Genomic DNA, 25573 nt, shown 5'->3' with positions numbered 1-25573 from the left:
AGAATCACAAGAATGAGTAAAGATCTGGTAGTAGTAGAATCCCCCGCGAAAGCCCGCACCGTCGGGCGGTTTCTTGGCAGCAAGTACCAGACGCTTGCGTCGATGGGACACGTGCGTGACCTGTCCGACAAGAAGAAGCGCGGCAAGCCGGGCGTGCACGGCGTCTTGATTGACGACGACGGATTTCACCCGGAATACATGGTGATGCCGGATAAGAAGAAAATCGTGACGCAGCTCCGCAAGGCATCGCGAGACGCCGATGTAGTCTATCTCGCCACCGACCCGGACCGCGAAGGCGAGGCTATCTCGTGGCACCTGCTCGAAGCGGCGAATATCGCGCGGTCAAAGGTCAAGCGCGTGGTATTCCACGAAATCACGAAGGAAGCCATAAGTGAGGCGTTCGAGCACCCGCGCGAGCTTGATTACAACCTGATTGACGCGCAGCAGGCACGCCGCATTCTCGACAGGCTGGTCGGTTACCGGCTCAGCCCCGTGTTGTGGGGCAAGGTCAAGCGTGGGCTTTCCGCTGGCCGCGTGCAGTCGGTCGCGCTGCGCCTCGTCGTTGACCGCGAGCGCGAGATAGAGGCGTTCGTGCCGGTCGAATACTGGAGCATCGAATCCATACTCGCCAAGAGCGCGCAGGACGATGTCCAAAAGCGCATTGACTTCAAGGCGGCGCTACACTCGATTAAAGGCAAAAAGCGCATCGAAATCTCCAACGGCGACCAAGCGCATGAAATCGTCGCAGATATCGAAGGCGCGGAGTTCAAGGTGGACACAGTACGCAGGCGTGAGACCCGCCGCAGACCCGCCGCCCCATTTATCACATCGACGATGCAGCAGGAGGCGTCGCGCAAGCTGCGCTTCACCGCGCGGCGCACCATGCAGGTCGCGCAGCAACTCTACGAAGGCATATCCATCGGCTCCGAAGGTGAAGTCGGGCTTATCACTTATATGCGCACGGACTCAACGAATGTCGCATCTGCCGCGTTGCAGGAAGCGAACGCCTACATCAAGGAAAAGTTTGGCGCAGAATACGCGCCCAAGTCGCCGCGCACATACACGCGCAAGGTCAAGGGCGCGCAGGAAGCGCACGAAGCCATACGCCCAACTTCGATTATGCGCGCTCCGGAGAGCATACGGCAGTACCTCAATGGCGAGCAGTTCCGACTCTACGACCTGATTTGGAAGCGCATGCTCGCGAGTCAGATGGCGGACGCGCTGTTCGATTCCACGCGCGTGGACATCGGCGTGAAGAGCGCCAAGTCGGATAACGAGTACCTGTTCCGCGCGAGCGGCTCGGTGATGAGGTTCCCCGGCTTCCGAACTCTGTACATGGAAGGCTTGGACGACAACGCTAGTGAAGACGACGAGACGCCGCCGCTGCCCGAACTCGCGGACGGCGACGCGTTGGACTGCCTGAAAATCACGCCGGACCAGCACTTCACACAGCCGCCCCCGCGCTTCACCGACGCCACGCTCATCCGCGCGATGGAAGAGCAAGGCATCGGGAGGCCAAGCACATACGCGCCCATCATCGCCACGATTATGGACAGAGACTATGTGCGCAAAGAGCGCGGCAGGTTCTTGCCGACGAAACTCGGGCTGGTCGTTACCGACTTCCTGAAGCCGAACTTCCCCGATGTGATGAACATCGGCTTCACCGCGCAGATGGAAGAGCGCCTTGATGACATTGCTGACGGCGAGCTTAAGTGGGAGCCGATGCTCAAGGAGTTCTACGGACCATTCGACGAGTCCATCGCAAAGACGATGAGCGAAGTCGAGCGGATACCGCGCGAGTGGCTCGAAGAAGAGACCGGTGAGGCGTGCGAGCTTTGCGGCAATCAGATGGTCATCAAGTCCGGGCGCTACGGTCGCTTCATCGCCTGCCGCGGCTACCCGGAGTGCAAGAACACCAAGCCACTGGAAAGCCCCGAAGAGCGCGCCATCCGTGAGCTTGTCAGCGAAGACGTGGACGAATACTGCGAGAAATGCGAACGCCCGATGGTGGTCAAGACCGGCCGTAACGGACGCTTTCTCGCCTGCACCGGCTACCCAGAGTGCAAGAACGCCAAGCCGCTGCCCGTAGGCGTGGACTGCCCCGACTGCGGTAATGTTCTAGTAGAGCGCAAGCAAAAGGGCAAGAACGGCAGGATATTCTACAGCTGCTCCAACTACCCGGAGTGCAAGTTCGCCGCCAACCCATTACCACAACCGTGCCCCGACTGCGGCAAGCTGCTAGTAACGCGCGGACGCGGACGCAAGAGTGCCCGTTGCCTAGACGCATCCTGCGGCTTCCAGGGACCAATCCCACAAGAAGAAATGGAAGAGGCGGTCGCGTAGCGTCGCTGCTATACTAGCAAACCCATTACGCTCATCACCGCCCCTAAGCCGTCCAAAATGCAGCGGGGTAGATGTGGAACGAACATCGTAAGTAGGGGCGACCGGCCGGTCGCTCCTACGAAGAACGCCCCGAGCATTACGCAGGTAAACCCGCCGTCGCACAGTCCTGCCTACAGGGCCTCCGTTGACCCTGACGCTGCCGACATCCGCGCGCGCGTCCTGCGGTTGAGCGCGCGGAATTCCCTGATGGACAGCAAGCCTTCGCGCGGCAGGAAGACTATCGCGAAGAGTATCGGCGATAGGAACAACACCGCGTGCAGCATAATCGAGAATCCGATCGCATCTTCACGGCCTACGCCCCACAGCGACAGTATCGACACCGCCGCGAACTCGAATGTGCCGATGGACATCGGCAGCCCCGGCACCGTGCTGCTGAAGAATGTAATCGCCATCGTGATGACAATCATCGCCGGCAGGCTGACCTGTAAATCGGTCGCGAGTATAACCAGCCAGCCCGCGGCGCCCAGCAGCCCGGCTTGCGCCAATGACAGCAGGAATGCTGCGAGTGCGCGGCGCTTTCCCCGGCGCAGCAGCATTATCGCGGAAGCGAACTGCGCGACAATCTGAATGTTCGACAGAATCTTGAGGCGGCCGAGCAGAGGTCCCGCCGCGAACAGCGCGACAAGCGCCACCAGCCCGAAGAACAGTCCGACGCCTATCCACGGCAGGAACTCCCGCAATTGCGGCAGCAGCAGAGCGCCCGCGCCCAGCACAAGCACCGTCGTCGTGAACTCAAACGCGCGCTGTAGTGCGATTGTCGCCAGTATCGTGCCCAGCCGCAGCTTGTCCCTAAGCGCGAGTATGCCGACCTGCACCACTTCGTCCAGCACGCGCACAGGGCTGAGCGTGTCCAGAGCCGCGCCGGTCTGCTCTATCAGGAACAGCCGCGTCGCGCCTGTGCTCTCATTGTTCAGCAGCAATTTCCAGCGTACGCCGCGCAAATATGCCGCAATTGTAATGAGCGCCCACGCCGCCGCAACCAGCGTCATATTCGTGGACAACAGAACGTCTTGTAGCTCCGCCCAGTGCGCGTTCTTAATGACCAGCCAGCCAAGCAGAACGCCCAGCGCCGTCGCCAGCACCACATAGCCAATCAGCAAATACTGCGCCATGCCGCGCCGCCTCAGTCCGCCGCCTACATTTTCGTCTGTGTTATCAGTGTCGTTTTGCGAATTCATACACAAGCATTCTATACGAAATCCGCAATAGGGCGTCAATTATTATCTGCAAGGAATTTCATAACTATCAACATTATGGCGAAGATTCACTCTTGATGCACCATAGGGCGAAGGGCAAAATCCCCGTGCCACACAACTATCCCAATAGCCCCAAGAATCAGACGGCCGACAAACCGATATGCCCACAAATGCTACAATTGATTACAGCACCCGCACTCACGCGGGCGAAACGGCGAGACACCGCCACACGAATTGCGAGTTAACCGATGCGAGTAGGGATAATCGGCGCGGGCGCAGCCGGGCTTGCCGCCGCATATGAACTGGTGAAGCAGGGGCATTACGCCGCCGCGTACGAGCGGGCGCCGTTTCTCGGCGGGCAGGCTTCGACCTTCGATGTGGGCGGCGCGCAGCTGGAAAAGGGCTATCACCACTGGTTCACCAGCGACACCGACATCGTGGAATTGACCGAAGAAATCGGGCTTGGCGACCGCATTCGTTGGATAGATTCGACTGTCGGCACGCTGGTTGACGGCAAGATTTACGACTTCGTAACGCCGATGGACCTTCTAAAATTTTCGGCGATGAGCTTGCCCGACCGCATACGGCTGGGGCTCGCGACCTTGTACTTGCAGCGACAACGCGACTACCGCAAGTACGAATCTATCACCGCGGACGAGTGGCTGCGGCGGCATGTGGGCAAGAGCGGCTACGATGTGTTCTGGGGACCGATGATGCGCGGCAAGTTCGGCGAAGAACACTTCCGTGAAGTCAGCATGGCATGGGTCTGGGGCAAGATTCAGACACGCGTTAAATCGCGCGGCAAGAGTATGATAAAGGAAAAGCTAGGCTACCCGATGGGCAGCTTCGGCGAGTTGTTCGATGTGCTTGCCGAGCGCGTGCGCGAGATGGGCGGCGAAGTACATACTTCGGCGGCTGTGGACAAGGTAGATGTCGTGGACGGCAGGGCGAACGGGCTGCATGTCGCATTGGACGGCGCGGAAAGCCGCTTAGTCGAGTTCGACACGGTGCTTGCAACGACGCCATCGTATATCTTTCCTGCGCTTGTGCCGCCGCTGCCCGACGAATATCTGGCGCGGCTGAACGGCGTCAGCTACATGGCTGCGGTGCTCATCGTGCTGGTGCTAGACCGCCCGCTCACCGATGTCTATTGGCTGAATGTATCCGACCGCTCGATCCCATTCGTCGCCGTCATAGAGCACACGAACCTGATAGAGCCGGAGCACTACGCCGGCAAGCACATCGTCTATCTGTCGAACTACCTGACGACGGACAGCCCATATTACCGCATGTCGCACGAAGAACTGCTGGACAAGTACCTGCCGCACCTGCGCAAGATAAACCCGCAATTCGACCCGTCGTGGATAGAAACAAGCTACCATCACCGAGTAGGCGCTGCGCAGCCAATAATCGGCACCAACTATTCCCAGCGCATACCCAGCCATAGAACGCCGTTCGACGGCTTGTACTTAGCCAACACCACGCAGATATACCCCGAAGATCGCGGCACCAACTACAGCGTCCGGATGGGTCGCGAAGTGGCGCAGTTGATAATGGGGGACGCGGACTGATGTGGATAGACAGGATGGGCAGGATGGGTAAGGTGGATAAAATGAGAAGAGTGAACGGACTTACACTGATTATTAGCAGTGCTATGGATAGTTGCGCTTGGGGGGCTTGGCAAGTATCCTATAAGCGTTAATTTTCGGGTGCATGAGTCGGCGAGTGCGATAGCGCATGGGAGGCTTGCCAGTTGAGCACAGATAGCGTGGACATCAGAGAGCGTATTAGGGCGGCAATCGGTTCGCAAACTCAGACGAACATCAATGTGCTGTCTTCGCTGCACGCGGTACTGGACGACTTGGGTTACATCCCGCAAGAAGCCATCGAAGAGGTCGCGGACCATATGGACACGACCATCAACGAAGTGTGGGGCGTGGCGTCCTTCTACACGAACTTCCGCTTCACTCCGCCGGGCGACAACACCGTAGAGATATGCTGGGGACTCTCCTGCCACCTGCTTGGCGCACCGGACATACTTGACGCAGTGCTGAAAGAGCTTGACCTTGAGGACGAAGGCGAGACGGACGACAACCGCGTCAGCCTCAAGTACAACACCTGCCTCGGCGCGTGCCCGCAAGCGCCCGTGATGATGGTCAACCACCGTCTCGTCGGACGCATTGACGCGCAATCGGCGGTGCGGATTGTTTCGGAACTAGAAGCAAGCGGCGGACACTGAAGTTAATAGCAATCATCCCGCGCCAACCTACTCTCAATTTATTACCATCAAAGGCGAGCGGCTATCAAGATTAGCCATTTCAACGGGAATATCTAATCAGCAGGACGAAAAATGCCCACTTACAATGAGCTGAAAGCCCAGGCTGACGAACACTGGCAGCGCCTGACGAACGGCGACAAGGCGTGGATTCGCATCAGCACGACGATGTTCGGGCATGCTGTCGGCGCCTTTGATGTGCGTGATGCGATTATACGCGAGCTCGACGCGCAGGGCATCGACGCCAATGTGGACGATGTGGGCTCCTTGGGCATCTGCTTCGCCGAGCCGCTGGTGGACATCATGAAGCCGGGCGGTTCGCGCGTCTTCTTCAACAATGTTACGCCCGACGACGTGCCGAGCATCGTCAAGTCCGTGCTGGTCGATGACAGCCTGCCCGACGAAGGTGTGCTGGGCTACCTTGGCGATACACCAGTTGACGGCGTAGAAGACCTTAACAGGCTGCCGGGCATCGGAATGCAGCAGCGCATCGCAATGCGCAACGCGGGTAACATCGCTCCCAACGATGTCTTGCAGTACATCGCCAACGGCGGCTACGAAGGCTTGCGCAAGGCGCTGTTCGACATGCAGTCGGACGAGGTCATCAAGGAAGTCATCGATTCCGGACTTCGCGGCAGAGGTGGCGCGGCGTTCCCCACCGGGGTCAAGTGGAACTTCATGACGCGCGGCGACGGGCCCAAGTACATCCTCTGCAACTGCGAAGAGGGCGACCCCGGCGCATACAACGACAAGGGCATACTCGAAAGCGACCCGTACACACTGCTCGAAGGTATGTGCATCGCCGGATACGCCACCGGCGCAACCAACGGCTTCGTATTCATTCGACACGGGCACGAAGGACCAATCAGCCGCACGGAGAAGGCAATTGAGCAGGCATACGAATACGGTCTGCTCGGCGAAAACATACTCGGCTCGGACTTCTCATTCGACATCGAAGTATCGCTCACCGGCGAGTCGTATGTCGCCGGCGAAGAGACCGCGCTGATGGAAGCGATTGAAGGGCATCGCTCGCAGCCACGCTATCGCCCGCCATTCCCCGCAGCGTTCGGCGTCTGGGGCAAGCCTAGCACCATCAACAATGTCAAAAGCCTGTCATACGCGCCAGAGATAATATCCAAGGGCGCGGAGTGGTTTTCCAGTATCGGCGTCAACCGCAGCACCGGCACCGCGATAGTCTGCCTGAGCGGACAGGTGAACTACCCAGGCTTGTACGAAGTGCCGATGGGCTTAACACTCGGGCAGGTCGTCAACGATCTGGGCGGCGGCGTGAAGAACGGCAAGAAGCTGAAGATGTTGCAGACCGGCGGTCCCCTAGGCGGCGTGCTGGGCGCGGACAGCCTAGACGTGCACATCGACTTCGACGAGATGCGCGAGGCTGGTGCGATATTCGGCTCCGGCGGAATCATCGTGATGGACGAAGACACCAGCGCGGTGGAAGTTACGCGCAACCTAGTGGCTTTCACACAGTACGAATCGTGCGGCAAGTGCTTCCCCTGCAGGCTGGGCATGGAGCAACTGCTCGAAGTGATGGACCGCATTGTACGCTATGAGAGCCGCCCCGGAGACCTGGACCTGATGCGCAACATCGGTAATACAATGGAAGCCAGTTCGCTCTGCGGGCATGGTCAGCTCGGTTTCGGGCCGATACGCTCCGCACTGCAGCACTTCGAGTCCGAATTCGTAGCGTACATAGAGGGTAAGCGCCCGACCGGGAGCAGCCCGCGGCCAGCCATCTCGCCGAAGAACACTCGCCCGTACGCGATGGATTCGCTTCGCGTTATGGCTCAGCCTGTCGCGCGCAGCGGCTAGTGGGGGCTTTCGATGGACGCTTGCCGCACGAATCTTGGCGCGGGGACAACAGCCGCGCATATCAGATAGGACGAAGCCCGTGCCTGCTATCAAGTCCATACACATCGCACCCGTGAAATCCCTCGCACTCATCAGCCCGTCGAAGGTTCAACTCGGCACGAGCGGTGTCGAAGAGGACAGGCGATTTCTGCTGATTGATGATGACGGCGCGATGATAACACAGCGGCAAATCGGCAAGCTTGCGCAAGTCGGCGCTGATTACTGCATCACCACCGATACGCTGCGGTTGGACTTCCCAAGCGGCGAATCAGTCAGCGCAAGCCCAAAGTTGGGCGATTGCGTAAAGACAAAGGTTTTCCGGCGCATGGTCAGCGGCAAGATAGATACTGGTGAGTTATCACAGGCACTCTCAGCCTTCTGCGACGCGAAACTGTCGCTTGTGATGACGGACAACCCCGGCGAATGCTTCGATGCATACCCGGTTACGCTGCTCTCGCAGGCGTCCATCGAACGGCTTGGCGATGTCGCGCAAGACAGAATCCCGCAGCACGGCGTCGATCTGGAATATCGCCGCTTCAGGCCGAACTTCCTGCTGGGAGGCTGCGATGCGCACGAAGAAGACTCGTGGCTGGGCAAGGAAGTCAGCGTGGGCGATGAAGTGCGCCTTCGCGTGGAAGCGCTCGACCCGCGCTGCGCGATAACCACCTTGAACCCGGACACCGGCGAGCACGATATGGACACGCCACGTCTGATACTCGGCTACCGACCCTATGCAACCTACAAGGCGGCGTGCTTCGGCGTGTACGGCTCTGTCGTTACACCCGGCAGCGTGTCCGTCGGCGACGAACTGCGTATCGCAGACTGACTTACGGACTGACTTGCAATTTGGCGCGGACATGCGCTTTCATTTGCTGCAATAATATCGACAACAGCGCCAGAAGTCCGAAACTGAAATCTGAAACTGAGAAAATCCAATAACGGGAACGGAGACAGGTATGGCAGACCAAATCACCATAACTATCGATGGCGTCGAAGTGCAGACGACGCCGGACAAGATGGTCATTCAGGCGGCGGCAGACGCTGGGATATACATCCCATACCTGTGCTACTACCCCGGTATGAAGCCGTTCGGCGCATGCCGTATGTGCGTGGTAACTGCGGAAGCGCCCGACCGCGAAGGCAACTATCGCCCGCTGCCCGGCAGCCCCGCGTCCTGCACGACGCCTGTCATGCCCGGCATGCGCGTTACCACGAACTCCGAAGACCTCGTAGGCTTGCGTCGCGGCATTATGGACCTGCTCATATCAGAGCACCCGCACGGCTGCCTGACCTGCCACCGCATCGACCTCTGCGGTCCGTCCGACATATGCCTGCGCCATGTGTCGGTCAACGACAGGTGCGTTACCTGCCCCAAGAACGAACGCTGCGAACTCAAAGACACCGTGCGCTTCTTGGAAATGGACATGGAATCGCCGCTGTCGTACAACAACCGCAACCTGCCACTCGCAGTCAGCGACCCATACTGGGAGATGGACATGAACCTGTGCATCGTCTGTGCGCGCTGCGTTCGCGTGTGCGACGAAGTGCGCGGGGACAGCGCGCTGACGCTGCTCGAACGCTCAGACCGCGTGCTGATCGGCACATCGCAGGGCACATCGCTGCTGGAATCGGGCTGCGAGTTCTGCGGCGCGTGCATCGATGTATGCCCCACCGGCGCGCTGGTCGAGCGCAAGTACAAGTGGGACAAAGCCGTCGATACCGTGCAGAGCATCTGCCCGCACTGCCCGGTCGGCTGCCAGATGAACCTCGAAATCGATAAGCGCAATCGCCTTATTCGCCCGACGACGGACATCCACGCTCCCGCGAACCAAGGGCAAGTCTGTTTCAAGGGCAAATTCGGGCTTGACTTCGTGAACAACACGCGCCGCCGCATTAGCAAGCCGCTAATCAAGCGGCGTGGCGAACTTGAAGAGGTGTCCTGGCCCGACGCGCTTGACACCGCCGCAGACCGGCTCCGCAAGTACAAGGGCAATCAATACGCCATCGTCGTATCGCCGCGCGGCACGAACGAAGACAACTACGTAGCGCAGAAGTTCGCGCGCGTGGCGATGGGCAGCAACAATGTGGACATATCGTCCAACTTGCGCCCGGAGCTGACTGCGCCGCTAGGAGAGATGCTTGGACGCGCCGCCGCGACCAACCCGATTTGGGACTTGGAACAGGCGAGCACGATAATGGTCGTCAGTTCCAATATGACCGAAGAACAGAACGTCATCGCCGTTCCAATAAAGAAGGCGGTGAAGGCCGGCGCAAATCTCATCGTAATCGACCAGCGCGAGACGGAACTGGCACGGCACGCCAAGCAGTGGCTTCGACCCTTGCCCGGCAGCGAAACGGCGCTTATCGGCGGCATGCTGCGCGTCATCATGGACGAGGCGCTGGGCGACCACGACTTCCAGCGCGATTCCTGCGACAATCTAGATGCACTGAAGAACAGCCTTTGGGCGTTCGATATGATCAAGGTCGAGCGCGTCACCGGGCTGTCGCCGGACGAAATCCGCTCCGCCGCGCGACTGTTCGCGAACAGCAAGCCCGGCGCGATCCTCTACGCGCTCGAAACGCTCGCTCCCGAACTGCGCGAAGACTGCGTACGCGCGCTGGCGAATCTCGCGCTTGCCACCGGTAGTATGGGCAAGCCATCGACCGGTTTGTACCCGCTTTTCCTCGGCGCGAACGAACAAGGCTCCAAGGATGTCGGCGCGACACCTCAGTACCTGCCCGGATACCGCGCAGTGTCGGACGACGATGCGCGCGCGCGCATCGAGTCCGCTTGGGGCGGCAATGAACTACCATCGCAAGAAGGCGTGGGCATACGCGAGCTAACGGACGCAATCGAAAGCGGCAGAATCAAGGCGTTGCACCTGATTGGCGACAGCGCGAACTTCACTAACGGCGAACTCGGCGAATTCGTAGAGGCGGCGGACAAGCTGGACTTCTTGCTGGTGCAGGACATCTTCCCCAACGAACTGACCGAAATCGCCGATGTGGTGCTGCCATCAATGACATTTGCGGATAGAGACGGCACATACACAAACATCGAACGGCGCGTACAGTTGCTCAATCCCGCGCTCGGACCGAAGGGCGACGAGGACGCGGATTGGCGCATCATCTGCCAAATTGCCAAGCGCCTGGGCGCGCAGGGCTTCGACTACGCCAATGCGGAAGCCGTGTTCGACGAGTTCGCCACGCTGTGGCAGCCATACGGCGGCATATCGTACAACAGGCTGCGCCGCGAGACGCTGCAATGGCCCTGCGCCGCCGCCGACATGCCCGGCACCACCGTGCTGTACGCGACGCATTTGCAAGCCAACAAAATCGCGATGTCGCCGATGTCGTTCATCGAACCACCGGCGCACGACGACGAATTGCACCCGTTCGTGCTCGCGCGCGGTCGCGTGCTGAACCAGCCGGAGCGCGCGATAGACATTCGGACCGTGCGCGGTCGCCACACCATAGAACGAGACGACCTAGTTGAGATTAACGTCGATGACGCCGAATCGCTCGGCATCGTCGAAGGCGACGAAGTGCATGTGATGTACGATGGCGGCGGGTTCTACGGCACGGCGACCATAGGCGGACCGCAGCGCGGCATGCTATCCGTAACCGCGCTGTTTGGCGAAATGATAAGCGACATAGAGCGGGACCGCTCACCTGACCCAATGCTCAAAATCGACGGCTTGCCCCTAGTTTCCGCCAGCATCGTCAAAGTAGCCGTAGGCGCCGCCGCAGACTAAGGCAAAGTCCCCTACCCTTCTGGGAGAAGGTTAGCAAAGAAGCAAATACAACCTCAACCCAATCAAGAGCAACCCAATCGGAATCAATATCAAGCAAACTAATCAGCACGGAGGAAATTAACCATTGACCACAGCAAGGCGGACCCGCATAAGGCCAAAACTGGCTGAAACCCATATCCTCGAGCGGCGTGAATTGACACCTGACCACTGGTTGATGTGGATCGGAAAGCCGGACGGCTTCACATTCAAGCCTGGCCAGTACTGCACCATCGGCGCCGAGGGCATCGAGCGGGCGTATTCTATCGCCTCTGCGCCGCACGAAGACCGCATCGAACTGTTCATCGAGCTTGTGCCGTACGAAGAGGGCGGGCATCTGACGCCCCTGTTGTACGCGCTGCAAGCCGGCGACAAGCTGACGATACGGCCGCGCGCCAAAGGCATCTTCATATTCAACCCGAATTTCAAGAACCACCTACTCGTCGCGACTGTAACCGGCGTGGTGCCGTACATCAGCTTCATCCGCGACTACCTGCACAAGGGCGAGACCGGACACCGTTTCTTCGTGCTCGAAGGCGCAAGCTACGACGACGAGTTCGGCTACGACGACGAACTGTCGCGCTACGCAGCCGAATACCCTGACATAGTAACCTTCATCCCAACCGTGAGTCGCCCCAATGAAGAGCGCAACAGCAACTGGCAAGGCGAAAAAGGTCGCGTCAACGCCATTGTTGAAGAGCAGGTAGAGCGGCTGGGCTTAAACGCTGACGACACTTTAATCTACGCCTGCGGACACCCGGGGATGATCGAGGATGTTAAGGCGCGCCTAGTACCCAAAGGCTTCACCGTTGACGAAGAGCGCTTCTGGAAGGAAGACTAAACCCTGTATTCACAGGCGGGACGGAGTGGCAACTTATGACGAAAACACCGATAGTACGCAGGATCAATCTGACTTCGTATCGCTTTCCTACCGAGAATGTTACTACGGACCTGGCGTTCGCGGCGGGGCCGTTCTACGAGCCGGGCAGTCGAGGCACCCGCAGGCTTTTGGCTATCCGCATCGAGACGGACATCGGGGTGACCGGACAGTACATCAGCGGCACGCCCGCGAACCGCGAGCAGATAGAGATGATCGCGCCGTTCCTTATTGGAAGGAATGCCCTAGACCGCGAGCTGTTCTATCGCCAGTCGAAGATGATCCTGCGGAAGCACGACCGCATGGGCATTGGGCCTATCGACATCGCGCTGTGGGACTTGGCGGGCAAGCTGTTCGACGCGCCAGTCCACCAACTGCTGGGCGGATACCGTGAGAAGTTGCCGTGCTACGCGAGCACCTACCACGCCGATCGCTCCCCGGACGGGCTGAGTTCTCCGGATGCATATGCAGACTTTGCGGAGCAGTGCCTGGAGATGGGATATAAGGGTTTTAAGATTCACTCTTGGGCAGCGGCACCGATCGAGCAAGAGATTGCCACCGTGAACGCGGTGGGCAAACGAGTCGGTGGTAAGATGGCACTAATGACCGATCCGTGCTGCGTCTATGACACATACGGCGATGCGCTGCGCGTTGGGCTTGCCTGTGATGACAACAACTTCTTCTGGTACGAAGACCCGATGAACGACGGCGGAGTCTCATTGCAGGCTCACAAGCGACTAAGGCAGTCGCTGAAGACACCTCTGCTTCAGGGCGAGCATGTGCACATGGTTGAAGGGCACACCGACATGGCGGTGGCGGAAGCCACGGACTATTGGCGGGCAGACCCGGAGTACGACGGAGGGATTACGGGCGTGATGAAGATAGCGCACGCCGCCGAAGGCTTCGGCATGGATGTTGAACTTCATATCGCGGGCCCGGCGCAGCGGCACTGCATGGCGGCGATGCGAAACTCCAATTTCTACGAGATTGGGCTAGTGCATCCCAAGTTGGGAGCGCGGATGCCGGTGTACAAGTGCGGCTACTACGACGGGTTGGAAGGGATCGACTCGAATGGGTGCGTTACGGTGCCGTCGGACCCGGGGCTTGGCGTTGAATACGACTGGGACGGCATCGCCAGGTACAAAAAAGGAGAAATGGTCATCGAATAGACCGGCCGGATTGATTGTTGAATTCAGTTTATCGCCGGTTAGACTGACTGAATACTATTGATTGTATAGTCATAGAACGGGCAATCGGATAGAATACGCGAGAAAGTTGGAAATACCCCTCGCGGATGATGAGGGAACGCACAGGAGGAACGCAGCATGAAATCGGATAGAGCGCTTGTGGCGCACCTGATGCGGCGCGCGGGTTTCGGCGCAACACCCGCCGAGCTTGACGCGCTGTCGAGCGAGCATACCTACGAAGAAATTGTGGACGGCCTCGTTAATCCGGAGCGATTCCCAGAGCTGGATGTTACACTCATCGACCGCTACTACGGCGGCGAGCCGGTCGCCGTGCATGTGGGCAAATGGCTGTATCGTATGGTCAACACGCAGCGCCCGCTCGAAGAGAAAATGTCGCTGTTCCTGCATCACATATTCCCCGTGGCGTGGGGCAAGAGCGAACATGGGCCATCGCTGTACAGCGAAATCGAAATGTTCCGCAATGTCGGGCTGACCGATATGAAGACGATACTGCTCGAACTGTCGCGCGACCCTGCGATGCTTTTCTGGCTGGACAACAACGAGAACCACAAGGACGAAATCAACGAGAACTACGGCAGGGAACTGCTCGAACTGTTCTCGATGGGTGTGGGTAACTACACCGAAGACGACATCAAAGCGGCGTCTCGCGCGTTCACCGGATGGACATTCCGGCAGCCGCTTTCGCTGTATCCTAACGGGCACTATCCCGCCGAGTTCATGTTCGTCGCGGACGACCATGATTACAGCAAAAAGACATTCCTCGGCGAGACCGGCAACTTCGATGGCGAGGACATAATCGACATCATCGTGCGTCAGCCTGCTACCGCGCGCTTTATCTCGCGCCACCTGTACAACTTCTTCGTGGAAGACGAGGTACAAGTGCCGTCGTGGGCGACGGAACCGCCCAAGGACGAAGCCGCCATTCAGCAACTCAGCCGCGTGTTCCTCGACACCGGCGGACAGATGCGCGCTGTGCTGTCCGAGCTGTTCAACTCCGACTTCTTCAAAAACGCGCGCCAGTTCAAGAAGGTGAAAAGCCCGACCGAGCTCGTCGCAGGCGTGCTGAAGCAGACAGGTGAGTTCAGCAGCCCCAAGCCCGGTATGTTCCAGCTCGCCATCACCACGCTGAACGGCTCTCTGATCGAAGGACCGATGGCTATTATGGGGCAGCGTCTGATGAACCCGCCAACGGTCGAAGGCTGGCACACCGGGCACGAATGGATAGACTCCGGTACGCTCAGCGAGCGCATCGGCTTCGTGGAAAGCCAGTTCGACGACATGAACAAACCCGGCGTGTCCGATATGGTGCAGCGCATCGGAGACTTGGACGCAGAACCGTCTGAGCTTGTTGACCGCTGCTTGGACATCCTAGGCGGCATCAGCGTCAGCGAGCAGACATACGCATCGCTGGTGGACTACGCGCAGGAACTCCGCAACATCAAGGACGATAGCGCATCGGTCGGCGTGCACAATCTCTTGCAGATGACGGCATCGACCGTTGATTACCAGTTCGCATAGTATCCCAAATAAGCCGTTAGCCCTGAGCATGTCGAAGGACAGTAATACTGTGAGCGTGGTTCGACAGAGCCTGCGCTGAGCTTGCCGAAGTGCTCACCATGAACGGAAACGAGAATGTGCCTGTCAGGATAAATACGCTGTGAAGCGATAATAGATGGGGGACAATATGACCACCAAGAGCAGGGAAAAGACGCTGGTCGTAGTGCAGCTCACGGGCGGCAACGACTTTATGAACACGATTGTGCCGTACAACAACCCGCACTACTACGACGCGCGCAAGACGGTCGTGATGAAGCAGGACGAAGTGCTGCCCATCAACGGCGAGCTCGCTATCAACCCGAACGCTGCGCCGTTCAAGCGCCTCTACGACGAGGGCAAGATGGCGATTATCCAAGGGATCGGCTACCCGAACTCCAATCGCTCGCACTTCCGCGGCATGGACATCTGGCACACTGCAGAGCCGGATCGCGTGGGCAACGACGGCTGGCTAGGCCAGGCGGTACGGGAACTTGACCCTAGCGGCGAGAATGTACTCACCGGCGTGAACATCGGCATGGGCTTGCCGCGCGCAATGTCCGTTACCGGCGTACCTGTAACGTCCATCGGCGACCTAGAAGGCTACGGCGTAATGACGCGCATTGAGCAAGAACGCCTACGCGACAGGGCGCTCGACGCGTTCAAGGGCTTGTACGGGCAGGCAATCGGCAGCGGCGCGGTCGCCGAGTACATTGGGCAGACCGGCTTGGATGTGCTGAAAGGCGCGGACATGCTCGCCGATGTCGCCGACAACTATAGCTCAAGCGTTGAGTACGCCGACAACCAGATTGCGAAGCAGCTGCGCGATGTCGCCCGCGTGCACCTCGCCGATTTGGGCACTCGCATCTTCTACACATCGCACGGCGGCTACGACACGCACGCCAACGAGATGCCCTCGCATCCCAAGTTGATGAATGAACTATCCGGCGCAATCTCCGACTTCCTCGACGACATCGAAGAGCACGACGCATCGGACGATGTTACCGTCTTCGTGTTCACCGAGTTCGGGCGGCGTATGCGCGACAACGGCAGCGGCACGGACCACGGCTCAGGCGGCGGCGCGTACATCTTCGGCAAGAATGTCAGCGGCGGCTTGTACAGCGAATACCCGTCGCTAGACCCTGCCGAATGGGAGCACGGCGAAGACCTGAAGCACACCATCGACTTCCGTGGTATCTACGCCACACTGCTTGAACAGGTACTGGACATCGACGCGAAGCCTATCGTCAAAGGCGAGTACGAGCAGATTAATCCGTTTGCCAACTAGGGCAGACAAGACAGGTGAGGCAAATGGCAGCCCAGCGCAGATCGTACTCTCGCCACCCGTCGGTAAGTATATCTGCCGGCGGGTGGGCGTTGCATAGGAGGAATTCGTGGAAGCCTCCCTCTGGATATTCTTCGTTTTCTTAATCTACTTCGCGATTCTGATAGGCATCGCCATCCTGCGTGCACGGCACATGGACGGCATGACCGACTATGTGCTTGCTGGCCGCAAGCTCGGCTCTGTAACATCCGCGCTCAGTTCTGCATCTTCTGCCACAAGCGGCTGGACGATGCTCGTCCTCCCCGCGTTGGCATTCGCGGCTGGAATGATGCACCTTTGGACGATTGTCGGTATCATACTCGGCGCGTGGTTGGCATGGACGATACTCGCCAAACGCCTGCGTCGCTACACCATAGCCACCGGCGACTCCCTGACCATTCCAGAGTTCTTGGAAAAGCGCTTTAACGACACGAGCGGCACGCTGCGAGCGCTTTCGGGCATCATCACCCTGTACTTCATGACGCTGTATGTCTGCTCCGGGCTGATTGCCGGCGCCAAGCTGCTTGACCAGGTATTCGACCTGCAAAGCCCGATTGCGATCGCCGCGCTCCACGATGTTGGGGTGCTGATAACGCTGATAGCCATCGTGTCGTACACCTTCATCGGCGGCTTCCTAGCCGTGTCGCGCACCGATGTCTTTCAGGCGTTGATAATGCTGACCGGCTTTCTCATCATCCCGGTTACGCTGATACTAACCACCACCAACCCGTTTCAGGCGCTGGAATCCACCGCGCCCGGATTCTGGAATCCCTTCACCAACGCAGGCGGCGAAGTGCTTGGCGTGATGTTCTTCCTGTCCGCGGCCGGCTGGGGACTTGGCGCGCTAGGTTCGCAGCGAATATCGGCGCGCTTCATGGCGCTGGAACGCGAGAGCCTTATTTCAAGAAGCCGTCTTATCGCACTCATATGGCTCATCCTCATATTCGGGCTTGCGCTGCTGATGGGCTTGGTGTCCGCGCCCGCGCTCGCCGCCCAGGGTGTCGCGCTGCCGGATGCGGAGCGCCTGTACATAGTCGTATCGTCCGTGTTCTTCCATCCGATAGTCGCCGGTCTGCTGCTGACGGCAGTCATAGCGGCAGTGATGAGCACAGCGGACTCGCAGCTGCTGTTGGCGTCCGCGATCGCGTCAGACGACCTGCCCATTCTCCGACGCATAACATACTCGCTAAGCGCGGATATGCGCGTGTGGATTGGTCGTCTGCTGCTGATTACGGTCGGCGTATTCGCCGCGATGATTTCCATGATTTCGCCGGACTCCATATTCGCGCTGGTCTCGCTGGCGTGGGGAGGCATGGGCGCCGCATTCGGGCCAGTGGTGATATTGGCGCTGTACTGGCGGCGTTTCAATCTGTGGGGCGCGCTGACCGCGATACTCTCAGGCGCGGGTGTTTCGACTCTCTGGTGGCTAATGGGCTTGCGCCACGACGGGCTAGTCGGCTTCACTGAATCGCTAGGCTTCGGCGCGACGGTCAACCGCCTGCAAGAAGTCGGCGTGTGGAACTTAAACCCGGCAACGCCCGGCTTCGTCCTGGCGATGCTGTTAGCCATAGGCGTGACCCTACTTACCGCCCCACCGACCGACGAAATCACCGACAAGTTCGACGAAGTAAACTCTCCCGACTGGCAAGACATAACCCCTGGCGAGAGCGCACTCATACCCGCTGCCGCTGACTAGCAACGCATCGTCCCATACTCCAATTACGGCCCCTATGGCATAGTCTTGGAAGACAATACCGCCAAACATCATCGTAAGCGGTATAGGCAAGAAACAGCTAAAACCACCCGGCTGGCGCAAGCCACCCACTTGCACGAGGAGACAATAAATGACCAGACCACACGGATTGCTGCGAGCTGGCTACCCTTATCTGCGGACGCTTGGAATGCGCCGCGTAACGAACTTTCCTGCGGACATCGCATTCGCCAAGAATGGGGATGCGCTAATCCTGATGCGCTCCGAAGGCGGATCGAGCGTGCGGATATGGTCGGTTGACGACTCCGAGGCGCTGTCCGCCGACCTCAAGGGCTTTGGCGGATATGGCACAAATGAGGGGCAGTTCGTCTGGCCCGTACAAATAATTGTCGATGATGCAGGCGACATATTCGTCAGCGACGAGGCGACGCACAAGATTTCTCGCTTCAATCCGGACGGCGAGTTCGTCTCGCGCTGGGGCGCCTACGGCGACGGCGACGGCGAGTTCGACGCGCCCAACGGCATCGCCTTCGATCTTGACGGCAACATGGTCGTCGTAGATTCCAAAAACCACCGCGTCCAGCGCTATACGCCGGACGGCGAGTACCTAGGCGGCTTCGGCGAATACGGCGCGGGACCCGGGCAGTTCGAGCTGCCATGCGGCGTGCATGTAGACGAGCTGGGCGATGTGTATGTCGCGGACTGGGGCAACAACCGCTTCCAGATATTCTCCGCAGACGGCGAAGTGAAGAATGTCGGCGGCGAGGCGGGCAGCGGACCTGGGCAGTTCAACCGTCCGACCGGCATCGCCGTTGACGCGCACGGCGACATCTATGTAGCGGATTGGGGCAACGACCGTGTGCTGATGTTCAACGCGGAGGGGCAGTACATCTGGAGTTTCGGCGGCGACGCCACGCTTTCGAGAATCGCGCGCACCTACATGCTCACGAATGCCGTACCGAACCGGCTGCGCGAAATGGGCGATCTAGAGCAAGAAAAGCGCCTGCGCCGCCCGCGCTCCGTCAGAATAGACAGCGAATTCCGTCTATTCATCCCCGATTACGAGTCCTACCGCGTGCAAATCTACCAAAAGGAAGCCGTCGAACTAGACCGTACGCAATACGCCGCCCCCTTGCGCAACGTAACGCTTGAAGTGACATAGGCACATATTCAGCCGAAAGCATGGTAAGAAACGACCCCGCCAGATTCAATGAATCGCGGGGTCGTTATGCGCTGGCTAGGTTACAGTGTCGGTTGAGCGGACGATACATTCCAATGTGTCGTTGCTCGGGTCGAGTCTATTCGTCATCGGTCGATTGTATTGCTGCCCAACAAGGACGGCAGGTTTCCGCTTTCGGAATGGGCGATGTGCAAGTCTATTTCATAAACGCTGAAGCGCAGATCGTCAGTCCCGTTCGATTAGCGCACTGAAGTCATTAAGCTTGGAATCATCTGGTTCTTGCACTGCCCGATGGACCTTTGAGTATTGGTGAGTTTCTCTTCTGTCGTCATCGTTTCATCCTTCGGAATACTGCTGCGCTTCATTGCCGATGCTCACTTCAAGATATGCTGTTACGATATGGCTATACGAAATAGTCAAATGTAAATGTATCGTAAGTTCCTTTAATTGTACCGCTCAAACTCGCTAATATATGTGCATTGTGTATTGGCTGGATTTGACGACTGCGTATGAGCAAGGCGAATGACCACACCCGTACGGCGGCAGTACTTGGGAGTCAAGCGGGAGCATCAGGACGAAATCCTGCTGTTCCGCATGGGCGACTTCTACGAAACATTCGATGACGACGCGCGGCTGCTCTCGCGCGAGCTGGAGATTGCGCTGACTTCGCGCGAGTTCGGCAAAGGGCAGCGCGTGCCGCTCGCCGGCATCCCGTATCACTCCCTAGAAGCAAGTCTGGCGCGGCTCATCAAGAAGGGGCATAAGGTCGCGATATGTGAGCAGGTCAGCGATCCGGCGACTTCAAAGGGCATCGTTGACCGCGAGGTCGTGCGCGTGGTGACGCCCGGTACCATCATCGAGGACGCACTTCTGGAGCGCAATGCGAACAATTATCTCGCCGCGCTGCTGGTCGAAGGCGACAGCGTAGGGCTATCGTGGGTTGACATCACCACCAGCGAATTCGCCACCGCGCAGTTCGATCTGGCGCAGCTCCCGGTCGAATTATCGCGGCTTACCCCATCCGAGTTGCTTGTGCCGGAAGACAGTCTCCCGGAAGACGGCGAAGATATGCCTGACTACGGCGATGTAATGCTTACGCCGCTCCTGCAGGACGCATTCCACGCAGACTGGGGGCGCGAGACGCTGCTGCGCCACTTCGGCGTCGCTTCGCTGGAGAGCTTCGGCTGCGAGAACAAGCCACTCGCGGCAAGGGCGGCAGGCGCGGTCATCGACTATCTGCAGCAGACTCAGCGCGGCGCCATCGGGCAGATTACCACGCTGTACACGCACTCCACCGCCGACTATATGATTCTGGACGCGCAGACTCGCCACAACTTAGAACTGTACGAAGGCGGACGTTGGGGCGCGGTGAACGCCTCACTGCTGTCCGTGCTGGACGCCACCAAGACATCGATGGGCGGACGGCTATTGCGCCGCTGGCTTGGGCAGCCTTTGCTCGATGTCGAACGACTCTTGCGGCGGCAGGACGCCGTGGAATGGTTCCATCGCAGCGCACTGCGGCGAGAGCGCATCGTGATGCTGCTCGAATCCGTGTCCGACATGGAACGACTCGTGAACAGGGTCCGTGGACACAACGCCACGCCGCGCGACCTCGTCAGCCTTGCCAACAGCCTGGACGCCGCGCCGAAAATCAAAGACTTGCTGCGCGAAGACGACGATGCGGACAAGGTGGAATGGCTCGCAGAGCGCATCGCGGATAACGGCGAGGTCGTTGAGCTAGTCAGGCAGGCGATCGGCGACGACCCGCCGATAAGCGTCGGCGACGGGAATGTGATTCGGCAAGGCTTCTCACCCGAACTCGATGAAGTGCGCGGCACATCTCGCAACGCGCAAGACTACATCGCGCGGCTGGAGCACAAAGAACGCGAGCGCACCGGCATCAAGTCGCTGAAGGTCGGATACAACCGCGTGTTCGGCTACTACATCGAAATTAGCAATGCCAACCTCGAGCAGGCGCCCGACGACTATGTGCGCCGGCAGACGCTCGTGGGCGGCGAGCGCTTCATCACACCCGAAATGAAGGAGTACGAGTCGCTCATCCTAAACGCGCAAGACCGCATCGGCGAGATGGAATCCGCGCTCTTCCGGCAGGTCTGCCAGCAGGTCGCGGGCTACGCCGAACCGATACTGCGCACTGCCCGAGCCATCGCCAACATTGACGCGTTCGCATCGCTCGCGGAAGTGGCGTCGCTGCATGGCTATGTGCGCCCGGTCCTCGACGACGGTGCTGCGATTGTCGTCAAGCAAGGGCGGCATCCCGTCGTTGAACGCATGCTGCCGCCCGGCGATTTCGTCGCCAACGACACCGCTCTGGCAAGCGACGGCGAGCAGCTCATCATACTGACGGGCCCCAACATGGCGGGCAAATCGACCTACATCCGGCAAGTCGCCGTCATCACACTTATGGCACAGATTGGCAGCTTCGTGCCTGCGGAATCAGCGCGCATCGGCGTGTGTGACCGGATATTCACTCGCGTGGGATTACAGGACGACCTCGCGATGGGGCAGTCCACATTCATGGTCGAGATGGTCGAAACAGCGGCGATTCTTAACCACGCTACGCCCCGTTCGCTAATCGTGCTGGACGAAATCGGGCGCGGCACAAGCACATACGACGGACTCGCAATCGCGCGCGCCGTCGCGGAGCATATCCACAACAACCCTAGGCTGGGATGCAAAACCCTATTCGCTACACACTACCACGAACTGACGCAGCTCGCCGATACGCTGCCACGCGCGTTCAATTACAACGTGGTTGTGAGCGAGGACAAGGGGCAGGTCGTGTTCCTGCGCAACATCGCGCCGGGCGGCGCAGACCGCAGCTACGGCGTGCATGTGGCGCGTCTCGCCGGAATGCCGTCGGGTGTGGTGAGCCGTGCGTGGAAAGTGCTCGCGGAATTAGAGAACAGCAGCAAGGCAAAAGGCGCGGCATCGCGACGCAAGGGCGGCGTCCAAGCACAGCAGATGCCTCTGCTCACATTCGCGTCGCCCGTCGTCGATGAGCTGCTTGCCATCGATGTCGCATCCCTGACGCCGCTCGATGCCATCAACCGTCTGTATGAATTACAGGAACGCGCAAGGGAAGATCAATAGAATTCGCACATCAAGCATGACTAGGCGACGGGTCGCCATAGTATTGCGGAAAATAATACTACCTATTGTGAATATCATATAGATATTGACCCGCGCTTGTATTAATGTGTCGTAAGGCTAGAGTATTCATTGATGCAATGTCGCAATGCAGCTTTAATTGGGAGTTATGAATACATAAAGCTGCGTATCGCAGACCCGCGACACCAGCGGAGAAAGGAAGGAACAAGCGAAATGGTAGAGTTCAAGGCATGTCCCAGGTGCGCTGGAGACCTGAAGCTGACGAGGGACATGTACGGCGATTACAGAGAGTGTCTCCAGTGCGGTTACACGAAGGACATCATCCCCGAGCCGAAGACCAACTTTGACTGGGCGAAGACGCGTGGCAAGCCCGGTCGCAGGCGGAAGACCAAGGTCGCCGCATAGCGCTGCATCCGCTGCCGCAGTGTCAATCGGCTGACAATTTGCGGTATGCCTCCAAACGACGATCCCTTTTGATGACCGGATAGCACATTCGAACATCGAGAGGGATATGCTCTTCTCAAATGCCAGCCGGCAATTTCGCACCGCATCCCCGTGCGCCTTTATCCGCGCGCTTGCATCTGGTAGGCTTGCATCTGACACCGATTCCATACCATCTATGCGGACGAGCCGCAGCCTTCCGTTGTCACTTGGGCGTAGATGTCTAGGGCAAATGGTTAGGCAGGTGCAACAGTCCTTACCTACTTGATGCAGGAATGTGGTAGGGCAAGATTAGGATAGGGCTGAAGTCTCAGTCCGAGTGCAGACCTTAACACGCAAAACCGTTTTTCGATAACGGACAGAAGTCATGACAACGACAGTTAAAGTAAGAGTGCCGGCTACGACCGCGAACATGGGCCCCGGCTTCGACTGTTTGGGGATGTCGCTGGACATCTGGAACACCATCGTCGTGGAACGGGACAGTTCGGTGTCCGGCGGCGAGGTTGTCTCCATCAGCGGCGAGGGGAGGGACAGCCTACCCACCGACGCCGGAAATCTCGTGTACCAGAGTTTCAAGCGCATCTACGACGGGCTAGGCATTCCCGCGCTGGCGGTGCGCCTTACCTGCGAGAACGAGATACCGCTCGGGCGCGGGCTTGGCAGCAGCGCGGCGGCGGTCGCCGGTGGCTTGCTTGCGGGCAGCGAGCTGAGCGGCGCCAAGCTGTCGTCCAAGCGCATACTGGAACTCGCCGCCGAAATAGAAGGACATCCGGACAACTCCGCGGCGGCGATACTTGGCGGCTGCCGCATAGTCGTGAGCGATGGCGACGGCTACTTGACCGAACCCGTGAATGTTCCGGACGAACTGAAGACGATCCTGTTCGTGCCCGATGTGCCGATGGCGACCGACGAAGCGCGAGGCGTGCTGCCGCCCACGATTAGCAGGCAAGACGCCGTGTTCAACATAGGCAGAACCGCGCTGCTGGTTAACGCCTTGGCGAGCGGCAATCTCAATCATCTCGAAACCGCGACCGAAGACATGCTGCACCAGCCCGCGCGTCAGAAATTGTTCTTCCCGATGAAGAACATATTCCGCGCCGCGATGTCGGCAGGTGCGCTTGGAGTCTTCCTGTCAGGCGCGGGGTCGAGCGTGCTGGCGTTGGCGCGAGATCGAGAGTACACCATCGGATACGAAATGGCAGACGCCGCGATGAAGTCCGGCGTCGACGGCGCAATAAAGGTAACCAAGCCGACCCTACTGGGGGCGCATGTGGTGGAGGACTGACATTACACTGCACGTCAAGCTGGAGACAAAGGCGAAACTCACATACGAAGACTACGCGAACTTGCCGGGAGACGATCGCTACGAGCTGATTGACGGGGAGCTGATTTTGGTTCCGTCACCAAGCGAGTTTCACCAGGCCATCCTGATGAACTTGATACATCTGTTGCAATCTGTGCGCCAATCTGGCTTGGAACGACTCTACTGCGCGCCGTTTGATGTTATCTTTACGGACCATGATGTAGCGCAGCCTAACCTGCTATTTATCGCAGCAGATCGCGCTGACATAATCACGGCGGCGAATGTTCGGGGCGCCCCGGACTTGGTGGTGGAAATTCTGTCGCCGTCCACATCAAGGCTTGACAGAACGCGAAAGCGCGAACTATACGAACGGCACGGCGTCAAAGAGATGTGGCTTGTCGATCCGCGGGAGCGCAAACTCGCAGTTCTACTGCTGCGCGATGGCAAACTCGAAGACGCAGGCGAGTACGGCACTGGCCAGGCCCTCGTATCTGAGACGCTGGGGAATCTGACCATCGACTTGGACGATGTATTTCAGGGGAAGTTGGCGAGGGGCTAACATCGATGGACGGGATGGGTATAATTGGGATTATAGTTTGGCGAAGGATGGTTGGTGTATATGTTGTATGAAGCTATACGCCTAGGGTACGAAGAATATCATAGAGTTGAAACAGCCTATGACGAAAGTTATGCTGGTTTCTTTGCAAAGTGGAATGTGCAAGCAATTGATCAGCCAATGATTGATAGCCTTAGAAATTTCCTTGCTCAATTCAAAGCGTTCAGCAACTTTAGGTGGGACCAGATAAATGCGGAAGTCCTCCAGCGTACTATAAGTCAAGTACTACCGAATCTGTTGGAGTTGGAAGATTTGACCGTATTGGACAATTTCATGGATCACCGCCAATTGATAGCCGAGTCCTTTGATACCATCGCGGAATGCCAATACACTCCTATGAAACGGAATCAGAAGAAGACAACATTTTCTTCGACCGCAGCATCAAAAATCCTGCACGCAATCAATCCTTCACTTTTTATTATGTGGGATGATGCTATCAGAGGTGGATATGGACTCGGGAGTGATACAAAAGGGAAGGGCTACGCTTACCGTTTCCTGCCACGAATGCAAAGACTCGCTGAATTCGCCATTAGACAGGTAGTGGAGAATGAAGGTCATAGTCGTGAAGATGCTATAAGTTCATTGGTATCTTGCGGCAACTCTCTTGCGAAAGTATTGGACGAGTACAACTACGTGAAATTCACCAAAAATAATGACGCAGTGTGGCAGAAGGAATACGCTCTTCTGAACTCGACCGAAATGTCGAAGAACTGA

Annotated in this window: 18 protein-coding genes; 17 read left to right on the top strand and 1 reads right to left on the bottom strand. The window is 58.4% G+C overall.

The annotated features are described in order from the left end of the window. Positions 1–12 precede the first annotated feature (12 nt). A complete protein-coding gene (gene topA, locus F4X57_08505) occupies positions 13–2343 on the top strand; it encodes a type I DNA topoisomerase (protein MYC07197.1) in 2331 nt (776 codons plus the stop codon). A 170-nt stretch (positions 2344–2513) separates the two neighbouring features. Here the strand turns inward: topA and F4X57_08500 are convergent, their stop codons facing one another. Then, positions 2514–3581 (bottom strand): flippase-like domain-containing protein, encoded by a 1068-nt coding sequence (locus F4X57_08500; protein MYC07196.1) that lies wholly within the window; start codon positions 3579–3581, stop codon positions 2514–2516. Positions 3582–3847: 266 nt separating this feature from the next. Here F4X57_08500 and F4X57_08495 point away from each other — a divergent pair, with 266 nt between their 5' ends. The 16 genes from F4X57_08495 (at position 3848) to F4X57_08420 (ending at position 25573) form a co-directional block, all read left to right on the top strand. After that, positions 3848–5170 carry an NAD(P)/FAD-dependent oxidoreductase gene (locus tag F4X57_08495; GenBank protein MYC07195.1) on the top strand — a complete coding sequence of 441 codons (1323 nt, stop codon included), beginning with the start codon at positions 3848–3850 and terminating at the stop codon, positions 5168–5170. 182 nt (positions 5171–5352) lie between these two features. Further along, positions 5353–5838: an NAD(P)H-dependent oxidoreductase subunit E gene (locus tag F4X57_08490; GenBank protein ID MYC07194.1), complete on the top strand. Its 486-nt coding sequence runs from the start codon at positions 5353–5355 to the stop codon at positions 5836–5838. Between the two features lie 111 nt (positions 5839–5949). Further along, the gene (locus F4X57_08485) at positions 5950–7704 is read left to right on the top strand and encodes an NADH-quinone oxidoreductase subunit F (GenBank protein ID MYC07193.1); all 1755 of its coding nucleotides are present in this window, start codon (positions 5950–5952) and stop codon (positions 7702–7704) included. Between the two features lie 79 nt (positions 7705–7783). Then, a complete protein-coding gene (locus tag F4X57_08480) occupies positions 7784–8569 on the top strand; it encodes an MOSC domain-containing protein (GenBank protein MYC07192.1) in 786 nt (261 codons plus the stop codon). Between the two features lie 130 nt (positions 8570–8699). Next, the gene (locus F4X57_08475; GenBank protein ID MYC07191.1) at positions 8700–11498 is read left to right on the top strand and encodes a molybdopterin-dependent oxidoreductase; all 2799 of its coding nucleotides are present in this window, start codon (positions 8700–8702) and stop codon (positions 11496–11498) included. Positions 11499–11622: 124 nt separating this feature from the next. Then, positions 11623–12375, top strand: a complete 753-nt coding sequence (locus F4X57_08470) for a ferredoxin--NADP reductase (protein MYC07190.1) — start codon at positions 11623–11625, stop codon at positions 12373–12375. A 35-nt stretch (positions 12376–12410) separates the two neighbouring features. After that, positions 12411–13580: a mandelate racemase gene (locus F4X57_08465; GenBank protein MYC07189.1), complete on the top strand. Its 1170-nt coding sequence runs from the start codon at positions 12411–12413 to the stop codon at positions 13578–13580. A 156-nt stretch (positions 13581–13736) separates the two neighbouring features. Beyond that, positions 13737–15137: a DUF1800 domain-containing protein gene (locus tag F4X57_08460; protein ID MYC07188.1), complete on the top strand. Its 1401-nt coding sequence runs from the start codon at positions 13737–13739 to the stop codon at positions 15135–15137. Positions 15138–15303: 166 nt separating this feature from the next. Then, positions 15304–16440, top strand: a complete 1137-nt coding sequence (locus F4X57_08455; GenBank protein ID MYC07187.1) for a DUF1501 domain-containing protein — start codon at positions 15304–15306, stop codon at positions 16438–16440. A 106-nt stretch (positions 16441–16546) separates the two neighbouring features. After that, a complete protein-coding gene (locus F4X57_08450; GenBank protein ID MYC07186.1) occupies positions 16547–18172 on the top strand; it encodes a sodium/proline symporter in 1626 nt (541 codons plus the stop codon). A 148-nt stretch (positions 18173–18320) separates the two neighbouring features. Continuing rightward, positions 18321–19349: a 6-bladed beta-propeller gene (locus F4X57_08445; GenBank protein MYC07185.1), complete on the top strand. Its 1029-nt coding sequence runs from the start codon at positions 18321–18323 to the stop codon at positions 19347–19349. Positions 19350–19889: 540 nt separating this feature from the next. After that, positions 19890–22481 (top strand): DNA mismatch repair protein MutS, encoded by a 2592-nt coding sequence (gene mutS / locus F4X57_08440; protein ID MYC07184.1) that lies wholly within the window; start codon positions 19890–19892, stop codon positions 22479–22481. Between the two features lie 231 nt (positions 22482–22712). Beyond that, positions 22713–22904, top strand: coding sequence for a hypothetical protein (locus F4X57_08435; GenBank protein MYC07183.1), 192 nt, complete (start codon positions 22713–22715; stop codon positions 22902–22904). A 403-nt stretch (positions 22905–23307) separates the two neighbouring features. Then, positions 23308–24225, top strand: a complete 918-nt coding sequence (locus F4X57_08430; protein MYC07182.1) for a homoserine kinase — start codon at positions 23308–23310, stop codon at positions 24223–24225. Further along, positions 24209–24802 (top strand): Uma2 family endonuclease, encoded by a 594-nt coding sequence (locus F4X57_08425; protein MYC07181.1) that lies wholly within the window; start codon positions 24209–24211, stop codon positions 24800–24802. The genes F4X57_08430 and F4X57_08425 overlap by 17 nt, the downstream gene beginning before the upstream one ends. Positions 24803–24862: 60 nt before the next feature. After that, positions 24863–25573 carry a hypothetical protein gene (locus F4X57_08420; GenBank protein MYC07180.1) on the top strand — a complete coding sequence of 237 codons (711 nt, stop codon included), beginning with the start codon at positions 24863–24865 and terminating at the stop codon, positions 25571–25573.

It is taken from the genome of Chloroflexota bacterium (genome assembly GCA_009840355.1).
Classification (GTDB): domain Bacteria; phylum Chloroflexota; class Dehalococcoidia; order Lucifugimonadales; family JADFKI01; genus Bin90.
Note: the sequence above shows the minus strand (reverse complement) of the source record. Positions and strands in the feature narration are given on the sequence as shown.